General features: G+C 66.8%; 20 protein-coding genes. 9 read left to right on the forward strand and 11 right to left on the reverse strand.

From position 1 onward, the window contains the following. Positions 1-40: 40 nt before the first annotated feature. Positions 41-1,060, forward strand: a complete 1,020-nt coding sequence (locus tag J2X42_RS05545) for a LacI family DNA-binding transcriptional regulator (protein WP_310163048.1) — start codon at positions 41-43, stop codon at positions 1,058-1,060. A 36-nt stretch (positions 1,061-1,096) separates the two neighbouring features. Here the strand turns inward: J2X42_RS05545 and J2X42_RS05550 are convergent, their stop codons facing one another. From J2X42_RS05550 to J2X42_RS05585, 8 genes are all read right to left on the reverse strand, one after another. After that, positions 1,097-1,843 carry a lytic murein transglycosylase gene (locus tag J2X42_RS05550; RefSeq protein WP_310163049.1) on the reverse strand — a complete coding sequence of 249 codons (747 nt, stop codon included), beginning with the start codon at positions 1,841-1,843 and terminating at the stop codon, positions 1,097-1,099. 181 nt (positions 1,844-2,024) lie between these two features. Then, complete coding sequence (locus tag J2X42_RS05555) at positions 2,025-3,062, reverse strand: arabinan endo-1,5-alpha-L-arabinosidase (RefSeq protein WP_310163364.1); 1,038 nt, start codon at positions 3,060-3,062, stop codon at positions 2,025-2,027. Between the two features lies 1 nt (position 3,063). Then, positions 3,064-4,614 carry an alpha-N-arabinofuranosidase gene (locus tag J2X42_RS05560; protein ID WP_396134022.1) on the reverse strand — a complete coding sequence of 517 codons (1,551 nt, stop codon included), beginning with the start codon at positions 4,612-4,614 and terminating at the stop codon, positions 3,064-3,066. Between the two features lie 70 nt (positions 4,615-4,684). After that, a complete protein-coding gene (locus J2X42_RS05565; protein ID WP_310163050.1) occupies positions 4,685-5,392 on the reverse strand; it encodes a YesL family protein in 708 nt (235 codons plus the stop codon). Next, the gene (locus J2X42_RS05570) at positions 5,389-6,720 is read right to left on the reverse strand and encodes a family 43 glycosylhydrolase (protein ID WP_310163051.1); all 1,332 of its coding nucleotides are present in this window, start codon (positions 6,718-6,720) and stop codon (positions 5,389-5,391) included. Before J2X42_RS05570 ends, J2X42_RS05565 begins: the two co-directional genes overlap by 4 nt. 3 nt (positions 6,721-6,723) lie before the next feature. Further along, positions 6,724-7,671 carry a carbohydrate ABC transporter permease gene (locus J2X42_RS05575; protein WP_310163052.1) on the reverse strand — a complete coding sequence of 316 codons (948 nt, stop codon included), beginning with the start codon at positions 7,669-7,671 and terminating at the stop codon, positions 6,724-6,726. Positions 7,672-7,682: 11 nt separating this feature from the next. Next, a complete protein-coding gene (locus J2X42_RS05580; RefSeq protein WP_310163054.1) occupies positions 7,683-8,588 on the reverse strand; it encodes a sugar ABC transporter permease in 906 nt (301 codons plus the stop codon). A gap of 114 nt (positions 8,589-8,702) precedes the next feature. Next, the gene (locus J2X42_RS05585; protein WP_310163056.1) at positions 8,703-10,034 is read right to left on the reverse strand and encodes a sugar ABC transporter substrate-binding protein; all 1,332 of its coding nucleotides are present in this window, start codon (positions 10,032-10,034) and stop codon (positions 8,703-8,705) included. Positions 10,035-10,343: 309 nt separating this feature from the next. Between J2X42_RS05585 and J2X42_RS05590 the strand changes: the two genes are divergently transcribed. The 6 genes from J2X42_RS05590 (at position 10,344) to J2X42_RS05615 (ending at position 17,776) form a co-directional block, all read left to right on the forward strand. After that, entirely contained in the window at positions 10,344-11,846 is a 1,503-nt protein-coding gene (locus J2X42_RS05590; RefSeq protein WP_310163058.1) for a glycoside hydrolase family 43 protein, read from the forward strand. Positions 11,847-12,015: 169 nt separating this feature from the next. Next, positions 12,016-13,575, forward strand: a complete 1,560-nt coding sequence (locus J2X42_RS05595; protein ID WP_310163060.1) for an ABC transporter substrate-binding protein — start codon at positions 12,016-12,018, stop codon at positions 13,573-13,575. Between the two features lie 12 nt (positions 13,576-13,587). Then, positions 13,588-14,529: an ABC transporter permease gene (locus tag J2X42_RS05600; RefSeq protein ID WP_310163062.1), complete on the forward strand. Its 942-nt coding sequence runs from the start codon at positions 13,588-13,590 to the stop codon at positions 14,527-14,529. Continuing rightward, on the forward strand, positions 14,522-15,367 hold the full coding sequence (locus tag J2X42_RS05605; RefSeq protein WP_310163064.1) for an ABC transporter permease: 846 nt from the start codon (positions 14,522-14,524) through the stop codon (positions 15,365-15,367). The genes J2X42_RS05600 and J2X42_RS05605 overlap by 8 nt, the downstream gene beginning before the upstream one ends. Continuing rightward, positions 15,364-17,013 (forward strand): ABC transporter ATP-binding protein, encoded by a 1,650-nt coding sequence (locus J2X42_RS05610; protein WP_310163066.1) that lies wholly within the window; start codon positions 15,364-15,366, stop codon positions 17,011-17,013. Before J2X42_RS05605 ends, J2X42_RS05610 begins: the two co-directional genes overlap by 4 nt. Positions 17,014-17,071: 58 nt before the next feature. Next, positions 17,072-17,776, forward strand: a complete 705-nt coding sequence (locus J2X42_RS05615) for an alpha/beta hydrolase (RefSeq protein ID WP_310163068.1) — start codon at positions 17,072-17,074, stop codon at positions 17,774-17,776. Positions 17,777-18,033: 257 nt separating this feature from the next. Here the strand turns inward: J2X42_RS05615 and J2X42_RS05620 are convergent, their stop codons facing one another. Next, positions 18,034-19,236: a multidrug effflux MFS transporter gene (locus J2X42_RS05620; RefSeq protein WP_396134030.1), complete on the reverse strand. Its 1,203-nt coding sequence runs from the start codon at positions 19,234-19,236 to the stop codon at positions 18,034-18,036. 181 nt (positions 19,237-19,417) lie between these two features. On the opposite strand from J2X42_RS05620, the gene J2X42_RS05625 reads away from it, so the two are divergent. After that, positions 19,418-20,317, forward strand: coding sequence for a helix-turn-helix transcriptional regulator (locus tag J2X42_RS05625; RefSeq protein ID WP_310163072.1), 900 nt, complete (start codon positions 19,418-19,420; stop codon positions 20,315-20,317). A gap of 37 nt (positions 20,318-20,354) precedes the next feature. Here J2X42_RS05625 and J2X42_RS05630 read toward each other — a convergent pair whose 3' ends face one another. Continuing rightward, entirely contained in the window at positions 20,355-20,873 is a 519-nt protein-coding gene (locus J2X42_RS05630) for a hypothetical protein (protein ID WP_310163074.1), read from the reverse strand. A gap of 47 nt (positions 20,874-20,920) precedes the next feature. On the opposite strand from J2X42_RS05630, the gene J2X42_RS05635 reads away from it, so the two are divergent. Further along, entirely contained in the window at positions 20,921-21,511 is a 591-nt protein-coding gene (locus J2X42_RS05635) for a dihydrofolate reductase family protein (protein ID WP_310163076.1), read from the forward strand. Between the two features lie 4 nt (positions 21,512-21,515). On the opposite strand, the gene J2X42_RS05640 is transcribed toward J2X42_RS05635, so the two are convergent. Next, positions 21,516-22,265 (reverse strand): phosphotransferase, encoded by a 750-nt coding sequence (locus J2X42_RS05640; protein WP_310163078.1) that lies wholly within the window; start codon positions 22,263-22,265, stop codon positions 21,516-21,518. Positions 22,266-22,297 lie beyond the last annotated feature (32 nt).

Consider the following 22,297-nt stretch of genomic DNA (forward strand, 5'->3'; position numbering starts at 1 on the left):
CAGGCCGCCCGGGCCTGGAACAGCACCAGGGGGAGGCAGGATGGCGGCAACGCTTCACGACGTGGCCCGCGTGGCAGGCGTGTCCTTCAAGACCGTCTCCAACGTGATCAACAACCATCCGCACGTCCGGGACACCACGCGCGCCAAGGTTGAAAAGGCCATTGCGGAACTCGGCTACCGGCCCAACCTGACGGCACGCAGCCTGCGCTCGGGGCAGACCGGCGCCATCACCCTGGCACTCCCCCAGCTGAGCCTGCCGTACTTCGCCGAACTGGCCGACGCCGTGATCGAAGCCGCCGCGAAGCACGGCCTGGTGGTCCTGATCGAGCAGACCGGCGCGGACCGTGATCGCGAGCTCGAGGTGATGGCCAGCCCCCGGCTCAAGATGTCGGACGGCCTGATCTTCAGCCCGCTGGCACTCGGCCAGGAGGATGCGGACCTGATCAGGGCTGACGTCCCGATTGTCCTGCTGGGCGAGCGCATCTTCGGCAGCGCGTCCGACCACGTCACGATGCAGAACGTCACGGCCGCCCGGGCCGCCACCGAACACCTGCTTGACCTCGGAAAGAAGCGGATCGCCGTCGTGGGCGCGCACGAGGGTGAGGTGATTGGCTCGGCCGGGCTCCGCCTGCGCGGATACCGGGAGGCGCTCGAGGCGCGGGGAATTCCGTACGACGACGGGATCGTCGCCTATGTGGTGGACTGGCACCGGTCCAACGGTGCGGCCGCCATGCATGACCTGCTGGACCGCGGCGCCACCTTCGACGCCGTCTTCGGGCTCAATGACACCCTGGCCCAGGGCGCGGTGCGCGTCCTGCAGGAAGCGGGCTTCCGCGTCCCGGACGACGTCGCCGTGATCGGCTTCGATGACCTGGACGAAACCCGGTACACCCTGCCCACGCTCAGCACCGTCGATCCGGGGCGGACGGAAATCGCCGAGACCGCCATCCGGATGCTGATGGAGCGGATCAAGGACCCGAACGGCATGCCGCCCCGGGAGATCGAGACGGCGTTCCAGGTAGTGGTGCGCGAATCCACGGTGGGCTCAAGCGCGTCGTAGGCCTTCGTGCGCCCGGGCCCGCCAGTGGGTTTGGCGCTAGCTCGCTGCCTGCGCGGCGTACGCGGTGGCCTTCTCCCGAACCTGGTTCACGTAGGTATCTGACTGGTTGTAGGCGTAGACCGCGTCGGCCCACCCCCGATCCGTGACCAGATCCCGCCCGCCGCCGCACAGGTAAGCGGCAGCACTCATTGCGGCGTCGTCGATGTTGAAGGGGTCGGCGTTTCCGTCCCCGTTGCCGTCGCGGCCGGCGAACTGCCAGGTGGACGGGATGAACTGCATTGGCCCCACGGCGCGGTCCCAGTGGGGGTCGCCGTCGAGGGCGCCGGCGTCCGTGTCGGCGATGGCGGCGAACCCGTCGCCGTCCAGGCTCGGCCCGACAATCGGCCCGGTTGCCTGTCCGGCGGCCGAGAGGCTTCCGCCGCCGTACGTCCCGTGGGCTGACTCGACGAAGCCGATGGCCGCCACCGTGTTCCAGCCGATCCCGCACCCCGGGTTGCTCGAACTGGCAGCGGCGGCTGCGGTGGCATAGGCCTGCAGGGCCCGGGCGGGGATGCCGGTTTCCGCCGCCGCGCCAGCCAGCCACTGCCCGTCAACAACCCTCGTGACGTTCAGCGCAGGCGTGCTGGTGGTTGCGAGCACCTCAAGCCGGGCCGCGGACTGCGGCGGCGCGGGCAACGTCAGGGCCGCCGGCTGGCCGCCCATGCGGAGCGCCCAGAACAAAAAGCCGGTAATGACACAAACGAGGACGACGCACAGGACGGCCATGCGTTTGAGGCGGAGCATGACTCATTCCTATCAAACTTGTGAGCCGCTGATGCCTGCGGGAGCTTCGTCACCCGTGCGCTCCTGCCCAGTTGCTTTTGGCGGCACTGCCCGTAAAGCGGTTTCCTGGCGTGACGCGCCGTGTCCCGGCGCGGTTCGCGTCCTTGGGGCCGGAGCAACCGGGCAGGAACGCACGCAGGGCCTACTCCCAACGCGCGGTGGGCCACCCGTCCTTCCACTCAAGGTCCGCCAGCCCCAGCCGGAACGCTCCGTCCAGTTCCTCGGCGTAGTAATGGAACGCGAGGGTGTCCCCGGAGACGGACTGGCCGCCCGGCCCCACGCGCCCGCCGTCGGTGGCCAGCACGGGCGTGCCGCCGCCGTCGAGCAGTTCCCTGCCGTCCGCATCCACATACGGGCCGGTGATGCTGTCCGCCCTGCCCACGGCAATGTTGTAGGTGCTCTCCAGCCCCTGGCAGCAGAAGTCCCGGGAGAAGAACAGGTAGTACCTGCCGTCATGCGGCACAATGTAGGGCGCTTCGATGGCGTTCGGCGGCGCCTTCCGGTCCGCGATTGCCAACGGATCGGAAGCGTCGGCGCGCAGGCCGGTGGGCCACTCAAGCTGCACCAGCTGGAGACCGGTCCAGAAGGACCCGAACGACATCCACGGCGTCCCGTTTTCGTCCTCCACGATGCCGGGGTCGATCGCGTTGAACCGTTCCCCCTTGGAGGAGATCACCTCGCCGCGGTCCACCCACTCGTAGCCGGGATCGGCCGGGTCCAGCGTGGTGTTGGTGGCCAGCGCGATCACCGACAGGTTCTTGCCGAATGTGGACGCGGAGTAGTAGAGGTACCAGGTGCCGTTGTGTTCGTAGAGTTCCGGCGCCCAGAGGTTGTCCACTCCCGGGACTGCTGTGGTAAGCCATGCCGGCTTTTCCTGCCAGACCTCGCCGGCGTATTCCCAGTCCACGCCGTCGTCGGAGCGCCGGACCTGGATGTTGCCGTCTGCCACCTGCCCGTTGCCTGTCGAGTAGACGAACCACGGCCCGCCACCCTCCCCCTTGACCAGTGCGGGGTCGTGGATGAAGAAATCACCCGCGAGCCCGGCGGGCTTCTCCTCCGGAGCCGCACCTGGCGAGGTGCCGCAGCCGGCCAGGACAAGGACGACGACGGCGGCGAGCACCGCTGCCAGCCGCACCCTCAGGAGGCGGCTGGCAGCGGAGCTTTTCGGCTGGGCGGGCACGTCAGCCAAGCGCGACGGCGGACCAGGACACGGGCGGCAGGGTCACCGTGAGCGTGCCCTCCTCGAGGACGGCGCCGTCGAGCTGCTTCAGGCCCACACGGTTCTGGTCCTCGAGCGTGTTCTTGGCGTAGACGTCCGCATCGTGCAGGGTCACGGCCTCGGTGATGACCGTGGCGTTGAGGTCGGCCACGTTGATGGTGACGTCGATCGCTTCGGTCTGGCTGCGGTTCACCAGGAAGAGGGCCGACTCGCCGGTGGCGGCGTCGGCTGTTGCCACCGCGTCCACCAGCGGGGCGTCGCCGTAGACCGCCGTGGTGTAGGTCCCGGCGTCGATGCGCGGGCGCAGCACCTCGCCGCGGGCCAGCCGGGAAGTGACGGAGAACGGGAAGAACGTGGTCTGGCGCCAGGTGTCGCCGCCCGGTTCGGTCATGATCGGGGCGATGACGTTGACCAGCTGCGCGAGGGAGGCCGCGGCCACCCGGTCGTGGTTCTTCAGGAGCGTGATCAGCAGGTTGCCGAACACCACTGCGTCGGCCACGGAGTAGGTGTCCTCCAGCTGGCGCGGGGCGTGGGTCCATTCCTCGTTGACCTCGTCGGAGGCCTGGTGCTCGTCCAGGTACCAGATGTTCCACTCGTCAAAGGAAAGCTGGATGGTCTTTTTGCTCTTCAGCTTGTGCTTGACGTGGTCCGCCGTAGCCACCACGGTTTCGATGAAGTACTGCATGTCCAGCGAGGACGCGAGGTAGGAGCCGAGGTCGCCGTTGCGCTCCTGGTAGTAGGCGTGGCAGGAGATGTAGTCCACGTAGTCGTAGCTGTGCTCCAGGACCACGCGCTCCCATTCACCGAACGTCGGCATGGAGGACCCGGACGAGCCGCACACCACCAGTTCAAGGTTCTTGTCCGCGGTTTTCATGGCGGACGCGGTGCGGGCCGCGATCTTGCCGTAATCCTCCGCGGACATGTGGCCGATCTGCCACGGGCCGTCCATCTCGTTGCCGAGGCACCACATGCGGATGTTGTACGGATCCTTGGCGCCGTTGGCAATGCGCTGCTCGCTGAGCGCGGTGCCCGACGGGTGGTTGGTGTATTCGAGCAGGTCAAGGGCTGCTTCGATGCCGCGGGTGCCCAGGTTGACGGCCATCATCAGTTCGGAGCCCGTGAGCTTGCACCAGCGGGCAAACTCGTCCAGGCCCACCTGGTTGGACTCCAGCGAGTGCCAGGCGAGGTCGCGCCGGACCGGACGCTTCTCGCGCGGGCCCACGCCGTCCTCCCAGCGGTAGCCGGAGACGAAGTTGCCGCCGGGGTAGCGGATGGTGCTGGAGCCCAACTCCTTGACGAGTTCAATGACATCCAGCCGGAAGCCGTCCTCGTTGGCGGTGGGGTGGCCGGGTTCGTAGATGCCGTCGTAGACGCAGCGGCCCAGGTGCTCCACGAAGGAGCCGAAGATGCGGCGGCTGACGGGGGCAACGACGGCGGCCCGGTCGATGGTGATGACGGTGGGTGCCACAACAGCCAAGTCGGTCTGTTCAGCAGCAGCGGAGGTGATGGTCACGGTTCTTTCCTGTTCTGTATAACGTTGTAGAAGTCGGGGATTTGAAGGTGGGTATCAAATGTTGAGGCGCCTAAGCGGCGGCCGGGGCGGTGGTGTGCGCGGTTTCGGCCGGTGCCGGGGCCGGCGTCTCCGCTGCTTCGAGGACGGCCAGACGGCGTCCCACCAGCCAGCCCGACAGCAGCAGTGGAAGCGATGCCCCCACCAGCGGCACCAGCACCGGCAGTGCGGAAAAGACGACGACGGCGGCTGCCAGGGTGGCCAGCAGCGACAGGCTCAGCAGGGGTGATACGAGCGGAAGCACAAACGCCGTCCGCCAGGTGCTGGCAACCGAGTCGCGGTAGCGGCCGCACAGGGCAACCGCCGCCGCGGCCGCGGCCAGGGTTCCGAGGCCGGCCAGCGCAGCAAGCACCAGCAGAACGGCATGCGTGGGGGAAAGCAGCACTGCATCCGATGGAGCCAGCACGGTCAGGACGTTGAGGAACAGCACGACGCCGGCCAGCCAGAAAATACTCCCCACCCTGTTTGCGTGCCAAAACTGGGCGCGGTACACCGTGGCAAAGTCCCTCACCACGTGGTCACCGCCGCTGCTATCACCGGTATCCCCAAGACGCAGGCGGGCAAGGACGGTGGTCGCTGCGACTGCGGCCGGGAACAGCCCGAACAGCACCAGCCCGCCCAGCGTTCCGGCCACAAACAGCACGTTGACCAGCACCAGCCGGGTGGCGAAGCCCAGCCACTGCATCACGCGCCCGGCCCAGCCCAGCGGAGCATCAGTCATGAGACGCCTCCCTTGGTTCCGCTCCAGGCCACGCCGTGCTGGTCGATTCCACTGAACGACAGCGCGGAGCGGGCGCGAACCGGGTCCCACGACCCAAACACCACGGCATCAAGCTCAACGGCCTCGCCGGATCCGTCCTGCTCCCCGGCGATACGCAGCCGGGCCAGCGCGGGTGTCCCGTCGGAAACCATGGGAACCCCGCTTACCAGCTCGGCAGCTACGGCGGGGACGAGTTCCGTGGACTCGGGATCAAAGCGGAGCACCTGCCACGTGCCGGCCACCTGTTCCGGGGTAGGCAGGGTTTCGGCCTCCCGGCCGGCGAATTGCTGGGGTGAGACCACGGGCCAGCCGGCAGCGTTGAAGAACAAACGCCGCAGCTGCACCACATGCTCGGTGGGGTCGGCCGCGAACCGGACGTGGTGGACCATGAAGTGCTCCGGGGACCCGTCCGGGCCGTCCTGGGTGAGGACCGAGTTGTGGCCGGGGGCAAGCCAGGCCGTGCCGCCGTCGAACTGGTGGCTGCCCAGCACCTTGGTGCCCACCGACGCCGGCGGCGCGTCCAGGTCCGTCATGGCGACCCCGCGGACGTCACGGTACGGGCCGGTGATGGCGTCAGCCACGGCCACCCGTACGTTGTAGGTGCTGAAGAGCGAATCGTAGGAGGCGAAGAGGACGTACCGTCCGTCCTCGGGGCGTCGGAGGATAAACGCCCCTTCCACGGCACCTTCCACTGACTTCGGCCGGCGGGCGATGGCCGCCCCGAGATCCCCCTCCACCAGCGGCAGTCCGGACGTGCGGTTCAGCGGCAGGATGCAGATGCCCGAGAAGAACGAACCGTACGTCAGCCAGGGCGCGCCGTCTGCGTCAAACGTCACGGCGGCATCGATGGCATTCTGGGAGTGCTGCCCCGCCCGGGTGGCTACGACGAGGCCGCGGTCCTGCCAGGGGCCCGACGGCGACGGTGCAACCGCCAGCCCGATCGCCGAGGTGTTGGTGCCGAAGGTGGACGCGGAGTAGTACATGTGCCAGTCCCCGGACTCCCAGCGGACCACCTCGGGTGCCCACAGTCCCTTCGCGCCGGACCATTCCGCCGCGGGTCCCGGGACGCCATCGAATGCAGTTCCGGCATATGCCCACTTGATCAGATCTGCGGAAGTCCGGATATGTACCCCGATGGGAATATATTCCGAGTTGGCGACGGAGTCGGTGGAGAACATGTAGTAGGTGCCGTCGTCGTCGCGGACCACTGTGGGGTCGTGGGCGTGCCGGGCACCCCAGGCGGCCGGGTCTGCGCTGGGGTCAGCGCTGGTGATATCTGCGGTGGTCATGGTTCAGCCCTTGGACCCGGAGAGGGCGATGGATTCGATGATCTGGCGCTGGAAGACGATGAACACGATCAGCACCGGCAGCAGCGCGATGAACGAGGCTGCCATGATCAGCGGGTAGTCGGTCTGGATGGCGTACTGGGCGTTGAAGTTGGCGATGACCAGCTGCAGTGTCTGGGTGCCGGGCGAGTTCAGGTAGATGATGGGCGCGAGGTAGTCGTTCCACACCGCCATGAACCAGAGGATGAACTGCGCGGCGAGGGCGGGCCTGATGGCGGGCATGATCAGCGTCCAGAAGATCTGCAGGTAGGACGCGCCGTCGATCCTGGCCGCTTCCACGATGGAGTCCGGGATGCTGTTCAGGAACTGGCGCAGGAAGAAGATCATGATGATGTTGCCGAAGAGTCCGGGCACAATGAGCGGCAGCAGGGTATCCACCCAGCCGATGCTGGCAAAGATGGTGAACTGCGGGATCATCAGCGTGGGGAACGGGATCATCAGGCCGGACAGGAGCCCCAGGAACAGGACGTTCTTGAACGGCATCCGCATCTTGGCGAACGCAAACGCAGCCAGCGCCGAGGTAAGCGAGCCGATGATGGTCACCGAGCAGGCCACGATCAGGCTGTTCTGGATGCCGGTCAGGAGCGGGCCGGCCGTCCAGATCCGGGCGTAGTTTTCCCAGACGAACGGGTCCGGAATCCACTGGGGCGGAAGTTCGAACACCCCCTCCTTGGTTTTCAGCGACGTGGAGAAGGTCCAGGCCAGCGGAGCAATCATGATGACGGCACCCACGGACAGGATGAGCGTGGTGATGACGTTGCCAAGCTTCAGCCCGGCCTTTGCCGAGCGCTGGCCGCTCCCCCGCGGCGGGCCGGACGGACCGCGCCTGGCGGCGGCCGGGATGGCGTCGGTGGGTTCCAGCGGCGGGGTGGTGATGACGTTCTGTGCGGACATGGCTGCCTGCCTCAATCGATCGAAAACTGGTTGCGGCGGTTGAGCCGGAACTGGATGAAGGTAATGGTGAACACCAGCAGTCCCAGGACCACGGACATGGCCGAGGCGTAGCCCATCTGGAGGTTGTCGAACGCTTTTTGCCAGATGTACCAAACGATCGAAGCCGACTCGAACTCCGGTCCGCCGGTGGGGGTCATGATGTTGATCTCCACGAAGATCTGCGAGCCGCCGATGATGGACGTGACAATCAGGAAGAACGTGACCGGGCGGACCATGGGGATGGTGATGTGGCGGAACTGCTGCCACGCTGTGGCGCCGTCCAGGGAAGCAGCCTCGTAGAGGTACCGCGGCACGGACTGCAGCGCGGCCAGGTACAGCAGCATCGAATATCCCAGGCCCTTCCAGACGGCCATGATGATCAGCGCGGGCTTCACGGTGGCTGTGTCCTGCAGCCAGTTGGGACCGTCAATGCCCAGCAGGCCCAGGCCCTGGTTGATCAGGCCGAAGTCCCCGTTGAAGGCCCACTGCCAGAGGATGGCTACCGCAGCGATCGAGGAGATGACGGGCAGGTAGTAAACGGTGCGGAAGAACGTGGTGCCGCGCATCTTGCGGTTCATGGCCAGTGCCAGCGCCAGCGAGATCACCAGGCCGACGGGAATGCCGATCATCATGAACAAGGTGTTCCACAGCGACTTCAGGAAGTAGCGGTCACCGAACATCTTGGTGTAGTTGTCCAAACCCTTGAAGACCGGCGCGGAGATGCCGTTCCAGTTGGTGAAGGACGCGTAGACGGAGAACAGCAGGGGGAAAAGCGTGAAGAGGAGGAACCCGATCACCGGTATGGCAACAAAGAGCAGCGCGGCCTGGTGTTCCTTCCGGTGAAGCCGCGAGCGTCGCGGGCGCGTGATGGTTGTCATCGCTGGATCCTCTTTGATTCTTGATGGTGGCGCCGGTTGGGGCACCAGGAAAAGAGTGGTGGATAAGGTGCCGCGGCCCCGCTCGGGCAGGGCCGCGGCACCTGGTCTGCTGGGTTAGTTGCCGGCCTGCTGGTTGGCGGCATCCAGGAATTCCTGCATCCTGGGCTGCGCTTCCTTCAGGTAGTCCGCGGCGGTCTGCTTTCCGTCCAGCACGGGCTGGATGTTGGTGAACAGCTCGTCGTACCACTCGGCGTTGTAGGTGTTGCCGCCGGGCAGGGCGCGGCCGTAATCCTTGACGATCTCCAGGAACTCAGCCTTGTTGGCCGGCTTGGTGGATGTGTCCGCGGCCCACGTTTCCGCCATGTCCTTGAGGTTGGGGATCTGGATCCCGGCGTCAACCAGGCTCTGCTGGGCTTCCTTGTTGGCCGTCAGGAATTCGACCAGCTTGACGGCGTCCTCCGGGTACTTGGTGCTGTCGGAGACGGCGATACCGAGGGTGCCGATCCAGCTGGCGGTCTTGCCGGACTCGCCTGCCGGGTAAGGGATTACATCCCAGTCAAAGCCCAGCTTCTGGTAGGTGGAGAGGTCCCAGGGGGCGATGGGGAAGAACCCGATCTCGCCCTTCATCCAGCGCTGGTAGGTGTCCAGGGTCTGGGCTTCGGCCATGGACGGCGTTACGCCGTGGACGTTCTGCAGGTCGGCGAACCACTGGAGGGACTCGGCGAACTCCGGGGTGTCCACGGTGACCTTGGTGCGGTCTTCGTTAAGCCAGTCCCCGCCGTTGGACCAGACGAACGGCTGCAGGTTCCACTGGACGTTCAAGCCGGTGCCCCACTGGTCCAGGGCGCCGTCGCCGTTGGTGTCGGCGGTGAGCTTCTTGGCCGCAGCCACGAATTCGTCGAAGGTGTAGGGCTTGTCCTTGTCCGGCAGCGGGATGCCGGCCTTCTCCAGCATGGTCTTGTTGTAGCCGAAGGAGAACGGTCCCACGTCCTTGGGCAGGGCGTAGATGGCGCCTTCGCCCACGCGCTTGCCATCGAAGCGGTAGCTGTCCACGCCGTATTCCCAGATGTTGTCCAGGTCGATCGTGTCGGAGCCTTCCACGTATTCGGTGATGTCCTTGACGATGCCGTTCTGCACGTAGGCCTGGACGTCGCCGGGCCCGATGTAGAACACGTCCGGAACCTGCTTGCCGGCGATGGCGGCCTTCAGCTTGGTGGCGTACTGGTCCGCGGTGGTGACGATGATGTCCACGTCCACGTTGTTTTCCGTTTCAAACTGCTGAACGGCTTTTTCGTAGGCCTTCTTTTCGTCTTCACCTCCGCGGAACATGAAGGTCAGCTTCTTTTCGCCGGTGTCCCCACCGGTGGGGGCGGAGCATCCGCCGAGCATCAGGCCGGCGGCGGTAAAGAGCGCCAAGGTAGCGGCCATGGGACGTGACTTCATCATCACGCAGTCCTTCCGGGTTGGGTTGAGCGATCAAGTTTATGGGCTGGTGGAGAGCCGGCCCCGCAGTCCGCGGTGGCGGACCCGCATCCGGGGCGGTTCGTTTGCAACGTTGTAAGAAACCTTCACACAGCCACTCGGACGCCGTCAAGGGGTGATGCGAAATTAGTTTCCGCTCGGCCCCAGGTCCCTTGACGGTGGCGGCACCGCATGCCATATTTCTCTTTACAACGTTGCAACAATCGGTGGCCTCGGCGCATCCCCGACGCCCGTGAACACATTTCCCGGACAACTTTTCGGAAGGACCACGTGATGACGAAGTCACGTTCTTGGGCTGTGCGCGCCGCAGGATTGGCGGCCATTACCGGCCTCGCCGTGTCGGCCCTGGCGCTGCCACCAGCCACAGCCTCGGCTCCCGCGCAGGCAGCAACAAACCAGGCAGCAACAGCCCAGTCAGCAACGAACCCCATGACCGCAGCGGACTGGAATGCCCCGGCCGTCCGGCAGAAGACGGGCATGGAGCTGCCCGCCGACCTCCCCGGCGGGAAAACGGTGGTGGGCCAGACCTCCCCCATCCACGATCCCGCCCTGATCATCGCCGAGGACGGCACCTGGTATGTGTACTCCACCGGGCTCCTGAACCGGGAGAACGGCGGCACTATCCAGATCTTTTCGTCGCATGATGAAGGAACCACGTGGGAGTACTCCGGCACCGTCTGGGACCGGATTCCGGCCTGGATCGATCAGCATTTCTCCGACGGCGAGCTCCCCGGGAATCTCTGGGCGCCCGAAATCACCGAACATGACGGAACCTACTACCTGTACTACTCGGCGTCGCGCTTTGGCGGGAACAACTCCCTCACGGCGCTGGCCACCAATACCACCCTGGATCCCAGTGATCCCGACTACGAGTGGGTAGACCAGGGCCTGGTGGTGTCCTCCCCGGCCACGGGCCTGGATCCGAACAACCCAGGCAAGACATTCAACGCGATCGACGCCGGGATCATCGAGGATGCCGACGGCACCCCCTACATGGCCATCGGATCGTTCTGGTACGGGATCTTCCTGGTCCCCATTGAATGGCCCACGGGCAAGCCGGTGGAAGGCTGGCAGTCCCAGACCGTGAACATCGCGGACCGCTTTATGCCCGGCAACCCCGTCGAGGCCCCGTACATCACCGAGCACGACGGCTACTACTACCTGTTCGTCTCCTTCGACTCCTGCTGCCGCGGCGCCGACTCCACCTACAAGGTGGCAGTGGGACGCTCCGCCTCGGTGAAGGGTCCGTACCTGGACAAGGACGGCCGCGACATGTTCGGCGGCGGCGGGTCGGTGGTCCTCGATTCGCACGGGGCCATCACCGGCCCCGGCGGCCAGTCGGTCTTCGGCGATTACCTGGCGTTCCACTACTACGACGGCTCCAACGAGGAGATCCCCTACTTCCCCACGCTGGGCGTGCAGAAGATCAGCTGGGTGGACGGCTGGCCGGAGTTCGATCAGACGGTGGAACTGCCGGCAGTCCAGAAACAGCCGAAGGCCACGGCCGTGAAGGCAGGCAAGAAGGCCACCTTCAGTGCCACCGCCACGGGAACACCCGGGCCGGTGGCCGTCTGGGAAACATCGTCCGACGGCGGCACCTCCTGGCAGCCGACCGAAACCCAGCCTGCCACCCGGCGCACCGATGAGGGCACCTACAGCTCCACGCTGGAGTTCACGGCGTCCGCGGACGGGGACGGACTGCAGGTCCGCGCGGTGTTCCGGAACGCCCACGGCAAGGTGACCACCGACGCCGTCGGACTTTCCGTGAAGCAGTAATCGCCGGAGATCCACCCCGGCCCGGCACATACGGCCACCGTAATACTGCAAGCACGAGTATTACGGTGGCCCGCTGTGCGGAATTCATCTTTTGGGGGAGGCAAGGCTAACCTAAGTAGTCCCCATTTTTCACCCGACGTCCCCCCGGGTCCTGCTAGGCGGTTTCTTCGTGCGTCCATTCCACCGATCCCGGATCACCCTGGGCGTTGCTGCCCTCCTGACACTGAGCGGCTGCGGCTTCACCGGCGGGCAGGCCCAGCAGGGCACTGCGACCCCCACCGCCGACACCAACCAGCGGATTGTCGTGGACAACTTCCGCGCCCCCGTGGCCAACTGGGCGCTCGAGTCCGACGCCGCCTACGTCCTGTCACTGTCCGGCTGCCTTGAGACGCTGACCAGCTACGACGCCGCCAAGGGCGAGGTGGTGCCCATGCTGGCCACCGAATGGACCCAGTCCAGCCCGCTCGACTGGGACTTCACCATCCGCGAAGGCGTGAAATTCCAGGACGGCACGGCCCTGACCGCCGAGTCGGTGGCCGGCGCCCTGAACCATGTCCTCGCAGCCACCGTCCCGGCCCGCGCCTTCAACAGCAAGATGGTCAGCGCCGTGACCGCCGTGGATGCAAACACCGTCCGGGTGACCACCCCCACCGAGAGCCCGCTGGTCCCCTACCGGCTGGCCAGCGTCAACGCGGGCATCCTCGCCCCGGCCGCCTACGCCGGGGAGAACCTGGATCCCTTCGGGAACTGCACGGGCCCCTTCGTCCCCACGTCCGAGGTGTCCCAGCAGTCCCTGACCCTGGAACGGAACGGTGACTACTGGGGCGGCGACGTGCAGCTCGCCGGCGCCGAGGTCCGCTTCATCACCAACGGCGCCACCCGGGCCGCCCAGGTCCAGACCGGCGAGGCCGACATTTCCCTCTCCATTCCCGTGGCCAGCCTGGCTTCGCTGGAAAGCGCCGACGGCGTGAAGGTCAACAAGGCCGATTCGCCGCGCACGGCCACCCTGTACCTGAACAACGGCAGGGAACCGCTGAACAACGTGGACGTCCGCACCGCCATCCGGGATGCACTGGACCTCGAGTCGCTGGCCGCCAGCGTCTACGAGGGTGCTGCCATCCCGGCCAAGGGTGTCTTCGCACCCTCAGAACCCTGGGCCGGTGACAAGCAGGAAGCCCCGAAGCAGGACCTGGATGCCGCCAAGAAGCTGCTGGCCGGCGCCGGCTACACCGCGGCGCGGCCGCTGGAGATCATCGCCATCGTGGAGCGGGCGGAGTTCGCCGACGTGGCAGCCGTCATCCAGGAAAACCTGAAGGCCGCGGGGATCCCCGTCAGCATCCAGGCCAAGGAATACGCCGCGGCGGAGCCCGCGGTCCTGGCGGGCAACTACGACATGCTGCTCAGCCAGCGGAACCGCCTGATCGACATCGCCGATCCAATCGGCTTCCTCACCGCCGACTACACCTGCACGGGAGCGTACAACCTCAGCCACTTCTGCAACGCGGACTACGACCGGATCGTGGCCGAGGCAGCCAAGACCGTGGACGCCAACGAGCGTTACAAGCTGTACGCGGACGCCGGAAACATCCTCGCCGAACAGGCCGTCAATGTTTGGCTGGTCAACGAGCAGGCAACCGATGCCGTCCGCACCGACGTGCTTGGCTACGTCCAGGACCCGCTGTCCCGCTATGTCCTGACGGCCAAAACGGCCAAATCGGCCTCCCAGTAACCTTCGTCCGCCATGCTCCCCTTCATCGCCAAGAGAACAGCCACCCTGGTGGCGGCCGTTGTGGTGTCCTCTTTCGCGGTGTTCCTGATTCCGTACTTCACCCCCGGGGACCCCGTCCGCAAGATCATCAGGTCGCGGGTGTCCGGGGATGTGGTGGATGACGCCGCCGTGCAGTCCCTGAGCCTCAGCCTGGGCCTGCAGGATCCGCTGGCGCTCCAGTATTTCCGTTGGCTCGGCCGGATCGCCACCGGCGACATGGGACTTTCGCACGTCAGCCGGACACCGGTGGCGGACCAGGTCCTGCCGGCGCTGGCCGTGACACTCAGCCTGGTGGTCCTGTCGCTGGGCCTCGCCGTCGTGGTGTCCCTGCCGCTGGGGATCGCGGCCGGGCTGCGGCAGGGGAAGGCCACCGACAGGGTGATCACCACCGTCACCCAGTCCTTCATCGCCATGCCGGAGTACTGGGTGGCGCCGCTGCTGGTGCTGGTCTTCGCGCTCAAGCTGTCGGTCCTGCCGTCCGCGGGCTGGGCCGGCCCGGCGTCGATGGTCCTGCCGGCCGTCACCCTGGCGCTGCGGCCCATCAGCTATTTCACGTCCGCCGTCCGCTCCGGCATGATCGAAGCCGCGGCCGCGGCACACGTTCCGGCTGCCCGCGCGAGGGGCCTGAGCCAGGCCCAGGCGATCCTTCACCACGTGGTGCCCAATGGGCTGGTCCCGCTGTCCACCCTTTTCGCCGTCTGGTTTGCCGGGCTGCTGGGCGGCTCGGTGATTGTGGAAGTCATCTTCGCCGTACCGGGCATGGGCCGGCTGCTGTTCGACGCCGTCATCAACAGCGACATACCGCTGGCCCAGGGCGGGGTGGTGGTTGTTGTCGCCCTCGCCGTCACGGTGACCACCCTCGCCGACCTCGTGCACCGGCTCCTCAGCCCCGCCGTGGAAGGCAGCTATGCGTAAGCGGACAGCGAATCAGCGCGGGCTCGCAACCGTCGCGGCGGGTGCCGTGCTCGCCGTCGTGGTCCTGGCGGTCCTCATTGCACCGTGGATCTATCCGTATCCGCCCTCGGAGCAGAACCTTGCCGCACGCCTCGCCCCGGCGTCCGCGGAACACTGGCTGGGAACCGACCACCTGGGCCGCGACACCCTGAGCCGGCTCCTCGAAGGCGGCCGGTTCTCGATGTCGGTGGCCGCGCTGGCCACCGTGCTGACTTGTGTGCTCGGCGTGGCCGCCGGGGTGCTCAGCGCGCGCCGGCGCGGCTGGCTGGACGAATTCCTCACCCGGACCAACGATGTGCTGCTCGCGGTTCCCGAGATGGTGGTGGCGCTCTTCATCGTGGCCACGCTCGGCACCGGATTCGGGCCGCTCCTGCTGGCCCTGACGGTGACCGGCTGGACGCCTTTCGCGCGGCTGGCACGGACCCTCGCCTACGACGTCTCAAGCCGCGGCTTCGTGGAGGCCGCGCGCGTGGTGGGCTGCCCGCCGTCGTTCATCATCTTCCGGCACGTCATCCCGCACCTGGCCGCCCCCATCCTGGGCCAGGCCACGCTGCGGTTCGGCCAGCTGCTGATCAGCGTGGGCGCCCTGTCCTACCTGGGGCTCGGCGTGCAGCCGCCGCAGTCGGACTGGGGCTCCATGATGGCGGCCGCGCAGCCGTATACCGAACGCGCCCCGCTGGGGATCCTTGCGCCGGGCCTAGCGATCTTTGTGGTTGCCCTGTGCGTGACTTTGCTGGGGCAGCGCGCGGCCCACATGGCTGCCGGTCCGCTGCTCCTGCCCGCGGCGGAGGCGAAATGAGCGGCCTGAACAACGTGCTGGAGATCAGCGGCCTGGAGGTCCGGAACCTTGGGCCTGCCGGAACGTACGACGGCGGCACGGCCGCGGGTGCCGCGGCTCCCCTCGTCCGGGACTTGTCGCTGTCTGTCGGCGCCGGGGAATTCGTGGCGCTGGTGGGCGGCTCCGGATCAGGAAAAACCCTCACCGCCCTGTCCTGCCTGCGGCTTCTGCCGCCGCAGCTGGGCATCACGTCCGGCTCCATCCGGCTGGGTTCCGTGGACGTCACCGCCGCGGCCGAGCAGGAATTGACGGCGGTCCGCGGCGGCCAGGTGGGCATGCTGTTCCAGCAGCCCAAGCGGATGTTCAATCCCAACCGGACCATCGGCCAGCACCTGCTGGAGCCGCTGCGGATCCACGGCGGCCTGCGCGGGACGAAGGCCAGGGATGCCGCGGTGGAAATGCTTCACGAGGTCGGTTTCGGGGACCCCGTCCGGGGTTTCCGGGCCCATCCCCACCAGCTGTCCGGAGGGATGGCACAGCGGGCGATGACCGCCGTCGCCCTCGCCGGCCGTCCCCAACTGCTGTTGGCGGACGAGCCGACATCAGCCCTGGACAAGATGCTGGAACGGCAGGTGCTCCAGCTGCTGGACCGCGAGCGGCGGGAACGGGGACTCGGCGTCCTGTACATCACGCACAACATTGCCTCCGTGGCCCCGTTCGCCGACCGTGTGCTGGTGATGGATGCGGGCGGCATCGTGGAAAGCGGACCCACCGCCCGGGTCCTGGCCGCACCGCAGCAGGACTACACGCGTGAGCTGCTCGCGGCGTCGCAGCTGGCGCCGGACTCCCGCCGCCGGCCGGCGCCGGCCGAACGGGACGTCCTCACCCTCGCCGGTGTGCACAAGACCTTCGGGCGGCGACGCCGCCGGCACACCGTCCTCGAGGACGTGAGTTTGGAGCTGAAGGGCGGGGAAATCCTGGGCATCCTGGGCCAGTCCGGCTCGGGCAAAAGCACCCTGGCCCGCGCCGTGGTCGGGCTGGAAAAGGTCACCCGCGGCACCATCAGCCGGTACCTGGAAGAAACGGGCAGCGTCCCCGAGGCCACGGCCGTCCAGCTGGTGTTCCAGGAGCCGCACAGTTCCTTTGATCCGCGGATGACGCTGCGCGCCAGCATGGAGGCACCCTTGCTGCGGCGGCGGGGGATCACCGCCGCGGCACGTGCCCGGCGGATTGCTGACGCGATGGCCGAGGTGGAACTGGACGAATCCATGCTGGACCGGCGCCCCGGGCAGTGCTCGGGAGGGCAACTCCAGCGCGCCACGATTGCCAGGGCCCTGCTGCTCGACCCGCGGGTGCTGATCTGCGACGAGGCCACGTCAGCCCTGGATGCCCTGACCCAGCGCACGGTCCTCAACCTGCTACTGCGCCTGCAGCGTGACCACCGGCTGTCCCTGATCGTAATCTCCCATGACATGGACGTGGTCCGGTACATGTGCGACCGGGTGGCCGTGCTGCTCGACGGGCGGGTGATTGAGGTCGCCGAAACCCAGGCGTTCTTCGCCAGCCCCGCCCATGAGCACAGCCGCGCCCTGGTGGACGCTGCCATCCCGTGCCGCGGTGACCACCTGCGGTCGCTGATGCGCGTGCCTGCTTCCGTCCAGGGCTGATCCCTGGCCCGTGCCCTGACCCTTGAGGGGCCGGAGCAGCACCGGTAGGGTTCGGGTCATGGACATCATCCTGGTACCCGGATTCTGGCTGGACGCGTCGTCGTGGGATGAGGTCACTCCTCCCCTGGCCGCCGCCGGCCACCGCCTCCACCCGCTCACCCTCCCCGGCCTCGAATCAGCCGACGCTTCACGCGCCGGCATCGGACTGCGGACCCACATCGACGCCGTCGTGGCGAAGCTGGATTCCCTCGACGGCAAGGTGGTCCTGGTGGGCCACTCGGGCGGCGGGGCCATCATCCACGGCGTGGCCGACGCCCGGCCCGACCGTATTGAGCGGAACATCTTTGTGGACAGCGGACCCCTCGGTGAAGGCGACGTGATCAACAATGAACTGCCGGCCGACGGCGACGACATCCCGCTTCCGCCGTGGGACGGTTTCGAGGACGCCGACCTGGTGGACCTGACGGACGGGCTCCGGACCCAGTTCCGGTCCCGGGCCATCCCGCAGCCCAAGGGCGTGGCCTACGACAAGCAGCACCTCCACGATGTTCGCCGGTACGACGTCCCCGCCACTGTGATCGCGTGCGAGTTCCCGTCGTCGCTGCTGACGGAGTGGATCGACGCCGGCCATCCGTTTGTTGCGGAGCTCGCCCGGATCCGGGATGTGGAGTACGTGGACCTGCCCACCGGGCACTGGCCCCAGTTCACCAAGCCGGCCGAACTGGGCCAGGCGATCCTGAAGGCGGTGGACCGCACGGCCTGAGGGCCGCCGTCGTACTTCCCGCAAAAACGACCCGCCGAAAAAGTGACCCGTGCGCTTCGTCGACTTAGGTAATAGATTAGGAGTGCGACTTAGTGAACCGGCGGTTTGGCCGCCGTGTTCGCTCCCAAGGTGGGGTTTGGGAAACATGCCGGGGCCGGCGGTGTGATGGCCTCAGGGTGAGACCAGGCCACGCTCCCCAGCCACCGCCGGCCCCCTTTTATGTCCGGAGTCGGAGCCCCCTGCGGGGTCGAACCACCTCAGGTGCGCCGCCGCCTGACCAGTCCAAGGCTAAATACGGCCGCTGCTGCGGACACGGACGCCACGACGCCGAAGGGAACCGCATCGTTGGCCCCGCCGATGCCTACGAGGGGCGCGGCGAGTCCACCGAAGGCAAAACGCGCCAGCCCCAGGAGTGAAGAGGCCGTGCCGGCGATGTCGGGATAGTCCTTGAGCGCCAGCGAAGTCGCTGGCGGGCTGGTGACGGCCACGCCGCTGACCATGGCGAACAGGGACAGGATGATGGCGGCCAGCGGCAGGTGCAGGAGTGCTGTGGCAAGCAGCCCCAGAGCGCCTGAGGTTGCCATGGCCAAGCCCAGGGTGAGCGTTCCGCGTTCGGACCAGCGTTCAGACAGGCGGCCGGCGGCGAATCCGAAGACCATAAAGCCGAGCGAATTCAGGCCAAACGCCAACGAGTAGCCCTGCGGGGACAGACCGTACATGCCCTGGAGTATGTATGTTGCCCCGCTCAGGTAAGCGAAAATCGCGGCGTAACTGAAGCCGGTGATCAGCACGGCTCCGACGAACACGTGGTCTGCGAGAAGTCGGCGGAAATCGTTGAGGGTGTGGGAGAAGCCCCCTGTGACGCGCCGGTCTGCGGGCAGCGTCTCCCGGAAGACCGCCAGACAAGCCGCCAGGATGGCGATTCCTACGGCTGCAAGGAACAGGAAGACTCCCCGCCAGTCGGTGACCGTTGCGAGCTGCCCGCCGATGACGGGTCCGATAATGGCAGCCAGGCCTCCGAGCACTGTGAGCCGGCCATAGTAGCGGAGCAGTTTGCCGCCCGTGTAGACGTCGCGGCCTGCCGCCTGCGCGATCACTATGCCGACGGCGCCGGCCAGGCCCTGGACGAACCTCGCCAGGATGAGTGTCTCGATGGTGGGGCTCACCGCGCAGAGGGCGGATGTCAGCGTGTACGCCACTACTCCGATCAGCAGCGGGGTCCGCCGTCCCAGGCGATCCGAGAGCGGCCCGGCGACGACCTGGCCTATGGCGAGGCCCAGCAGGCAGGCGGTAATGGTCAACTGGGCGACCGACGTCGTGCTTTGAAGCTCTGCCGTGAGGGCTGGCAGGACGGGCAGGTATAGGTCCATGGAGATGGGACCGAAGATGGTCAGCAGGCCGAGCACTGCCGCGAGCGGGCGGGCGACCGTTTGTTCACGTACGGGCGTCGGGGTGCCGATGGCTGTCACGCGTGCTCCGTTCAGGGGTGATGGCATGGCCCGGGGTGGGGGCCGGGGATTCCGGTGGAGGGTGGGGTCTTGTCTCAATGCAACAGGGTCCGGCGGTTCCTAGCGACGGCTCCGGTTATCCGGGTCCTGGCAGTACCTCCCTAACTTGGGTGCCCGGGGGTAGCGTGGACGGGTGGACAACAGGACGGAAGTGCGCGAGTTCCTCGCCTCACGGCGCGCCCGGATCACTCCGGAAATGGCGGGGCTGACGCTCTTTGGGGGACGGCGCCGGGTCCCGGGCCTGCGCCGCGAAGAGGTGGCGATGCTCGCCGGTGTCAGCGTGGACTACTACACCAAGCTTGAGCGCGGGAACCTGTCCGGCACGTCCGAAAGCGTCCTTAACGCCATCGCCCGGGCGCTGAAGCTGGACGAGGCCGAACGGGACCACCTCTACAACCTTGCCCGTGCGTCCGGCCCTTCCGGCAGGGCACGACGGCGGCCCCTCCAGAGCGGCGCGGTCCGGCCGACGCTCCAGTTCATGCTCGACTCCATCACCACGTCCCCGGCTTTCATTGGCAACCACCACATGGACATTGTTGCCGCCAACCAGCTTGGCTTTGCCCTGTACTCGGAGATGTACCGTGGACCCGCCCGGCCCGCCAACCACTCCCGGTTCATCTTCCTGGACCCCAAATCCCGGGATTTCTACCCCAACTGGGATCTGGCAGCCAACACCAACGTCGCCATCCTGCGGACGCAGACCGGACGCAACCCCTTTGATAAGCGGCTGGCGGACCTGGTCGGGGAGCTGTCCGTGCGCAGCGAGGAATTCCGGACGCGCTGGGCCGCCCACAATGTCCGGCGCCACTACGCCGGCACCAAGGTTTTTCACCACCCGGTGGTGGGGGAACTCGAGCTTGCCTACGAAGCGATGGAGCTGGCCGAGGACCCCGGCTTTACGCTCACCGTCTACCCGGCAGTGCCCGGATCCCCGTCAGATGAAAGGCTTCGCCTGCTCGCGAGCTGGGCCGCGACGGAACGGATCCAGGACGTGGCCAGTGCAGCCCAGCCGCAGGACGTCCGCCGCCCGTGAACGGCGCCGGAGTTCAGTCGGGCTGCGTTGGAGAGTGCTAGGCGGAGGGCACGAGCCTGAAAGCGTAGCGGCCCTGGGGTCCGCCGCCGGGATTCATCGAGAGGTCAACTCCCTCGGTGTCCAGCCGCACCTGCGCTTTGAAGACGCCGCCCTCGCAAGGGACCTGAACGGGCGCAAGAACCTCGACGCCTGCCCAGGAAGACACGGACAGCTCCGCCTCGGATGGTCCATCGCAGATGAAGTGCAGTTCGTAGTTTCCGGGTTTGGCCGACAGCCCGGAGGCGATTCCGGTATTCGAACTGGCGGACCCGGCCAGCTGGCCTGGCAGCGGTGGTTGCAGCTGCTGCGATGACCACTCACGCATGTCGTCGAAGCCCGAAGGCTTCGGGACATTCTCCGCGAAGGACGGGGCCTGCTCCGTTGATGCCTGTGGCGATGTTTGGACCGACCCCTCACCGGGGACACTGTACTCACAGGCCGACAGCGGAATGACAAGCGCGGCCGCAATGAGCAGTGCCTGCTTGCGCTGAGTCTGCGTCCCCCAAAGAGCTGACATGCCCCGAGTCTAGGGCCTAATCGTAGGGTGGTGGCATGATGGGGCACATGAGCCGAGTCACATGTGATCTGACTATCTCCCTCGACGGGTTCGTCGCCGGCCCGAACCAAACCCCGGCCGACCCCCTGGGCGATAACGGGGAGCTGCTGCACAGGTGGCAGTTCGAGGAACCCGAGGACAACGCAGCCGCACTCGAAGGCATCCTGGCAGCCGGGGCGTACATCATGGGACGGAACATGTTCGCAGGGCCAGGGGCGTGGGATGCGGAATGGCGGGGTTGGTGGGGTGAGGATCCGCCGTATCACGCACCCGTTTTCGTTCTCACGCATCAGCGGCGCGAGCCTTTGCAGATGCAGGGCGGCACCACGTTCAACTTCGTGGCCGACGGGATCGAATCGGCGCTGGCCCAGGCGCGGAATGCCGCCGGCAGCAAGGACGTGGCCATAGCCGGAGGAGCGCAGACCGCCCGCCAATACCTTTCGGCCGGGCTGATCGACGAACTGCGGCTCCACATCGCGCCCATCCTCCTTGGATCGGGCGAGCGGCTGTTCGACGGCGTCACGAACCTCACCCTTGAGCCGACGGAAGTGAGCGGCACCCGCCTCGTCAGCCACGTGCGTTACCGGCTCATCCGCTGACGAGCTACCCGAGGGCTCGTCCCCAGGCCGTTTGATTCCGCACGACGTATTCAGCTGCTGCGCGCCAGTGCTCGCCGTGTCCATTGACATACATGTCTGCCCACGGCTGGAACCCGGTCCCATTCGAGGACTTCAGGAGGTTGAACATCGCTGCAGTCCGTTCCGCCATGGCGGCCGGCAATGCCTTGCGCAGCGCGTCATCAGCTTGGTACCCGTCAACAACTGCACGCAATCTCAGGGCGGCGTCTTCCACCGGCTGCCCCTCGGACAGCAGGCCGAACGACTGCGCGGCGTACGCCAGATCCCACAGCCGGGTGCTGGGACCGGCACCATCCCAATCAATGAACACCCACCGGTCGCCCATGACGAGGTTCCACGGGGCGAGGTCGTTATGGCACATCAGGTCCGGATTCTCAGCTGGCAGCAGCATGTTCCAGTCGGCCGGATTGGGAATCGGGACTGTTTCGCTCGCATCATGGATTTGCCGGATCATCCGGCCGACCCGTCGCAGCCCGTCGTGCCCGAGCGGCAAATGATCCATCGCGAGTGCGCCTTCGACATACTCGACGACGCTTCGGCCGCCGCCGTCCCGGCCCAGTGGCTGGGGTACATCCACCCCGGACGATCGGAGCGTTCCAAGGTAGTTTTGCACGGCGGCTGAATTCTCCAGCCAGGGTTTTCGGACGGTCTGACCAACGCGGACCACACGCCCGGACGCATTTCCGCCCGTCAGTTCCTGCTCGTCCCCGGCCATCCCAGCAGGCTACCGGATGCAGAACCCGATGG

The sequence above is a fragment of the Arthrobacter sp. BE255 genome (assembly GCF_031457335.1).
In the GTDB taxonomy this organism is placed as follows: Bacteria; Actinomycetota; Actinomycetes; order Actinomycetales; family Micrococcaceae; genus Arthrobacter.

What these genes read in the sequence shown, in the direction of transcription:
- J2X42_RS05545 (WP_310163048.1), top strand. Translation starts at nt 41, where the DNA reads ATGGCGGCAACGCTTCACGACGTGGCCCGCGTGGCAGGCGTGTCCTTC.
- J2X42_RS05550 (WP_310163049.1), bottom strand. Translation starts at nt 1,843, where the DNA reads ATGCTCCGCCTCAAACGCATGGCCGTCCTGTGCGTCGTCCTCGTTTGT.
- J2X42_RS05565 (WP_310163050.1), bottom strand. Translation starts at nt 5,392, where the DNA reads ATGACTGATGCTCCGCTGGGCTGGGCCGGGCGCGTGATGCAGTGGCTG.
- J2X42_RS05570 (WP_310163051.1), bottom strand. Translation starts at nt 6,720, where the DNA reads ATGACCACCGCAGATATCACCAGCGCTGACCCCAGCGCAGACCCGGCC.
- J2X42_RS05575 (WP_310163052.1), bottom strand. Translation starts at nt 7,671, where the DNA reads ATGTCCGCACAGAACGTCATCACCACCCCGCCGCTGGAACCCACCGAC.
- J2X42_RS05580 (WP_310163054.1), bottom strand. Translation starts at nt 8,588, where the DNA reads ATGACAACCATCACGCGCCCGCGACGCTCGCGGCTTCACCGGAAGGAA.
- J2X42_RS05585 (WP_310163056.1), bottom strand. Translation starts at nt 10,034, where the DNA reads ATGATGAAGTCACGTCCCATGGCCGCTACCTTGGCGCTCTTTACCGCC.
- J2X42_RS05590 (WP_310163058.1), top strand. Translation starts at nt 10,344, where the DNA reads ATGACGAAGTCACGTTCTTGGGCTGTGCGCGCCGCAGGATTGGCGGCC.
- J2X42_RS05600 (WP_310163062.1), top strand. Translation starts at nt 13,588, where the DNA reads ATGCTCCCCTTCATCGCCAAGAGAACAGCCACCCTGGTGGCGGCCGTT.
- J2X42_RS05605 (WP_310163064.1), top strand. Translation starts at nt 14,522, where the DNA reads ATGCGTAAGCGGACAGCGAATCAGCGCGGGCTCGCAACCGTCGCGGCG.
- J2X42_RS05610 (WP_310163066.1), top strand. Translation starts at nt 15,364, where the DNA reads ATGAGCGGCCTGAACAACGTGCTGGAGATCAGCGGCCTGGAGGTCCGG.
- J2X42_RS05615 (WP_310163068.1), top strand. Translation starts at nt 17,072, where the DNA reads ATGGACATCATCCTGGTACCCGGATTCTGGCTGGACGCGTCGTCGTGG.
- J2X42_RS05630 (WP_310163074.1), bottom strand. Translation starts at nt 20,873, where the DNA reads ATGTCAGCTCTTTGGGGGACGCAGACTCAGCGCAAGCAGGCACTGCTC.
- J2X42_RS05635 (WP_310163076.1), top strand. Translation starts at nt 20,921, where the DNA reads ATGAGCCGAGTCACATGTGATCTGACTATCTCCCTCGACGGGTTCGTC.
- J2X42_RS05640 (WP_310163078.1), bottom strand. Translation starts at nt 22,265, where the DNA reads ATGGCCGGGGACGAGCAGGAACTGACGGGCGGAAATGCGTCCGGGCGT.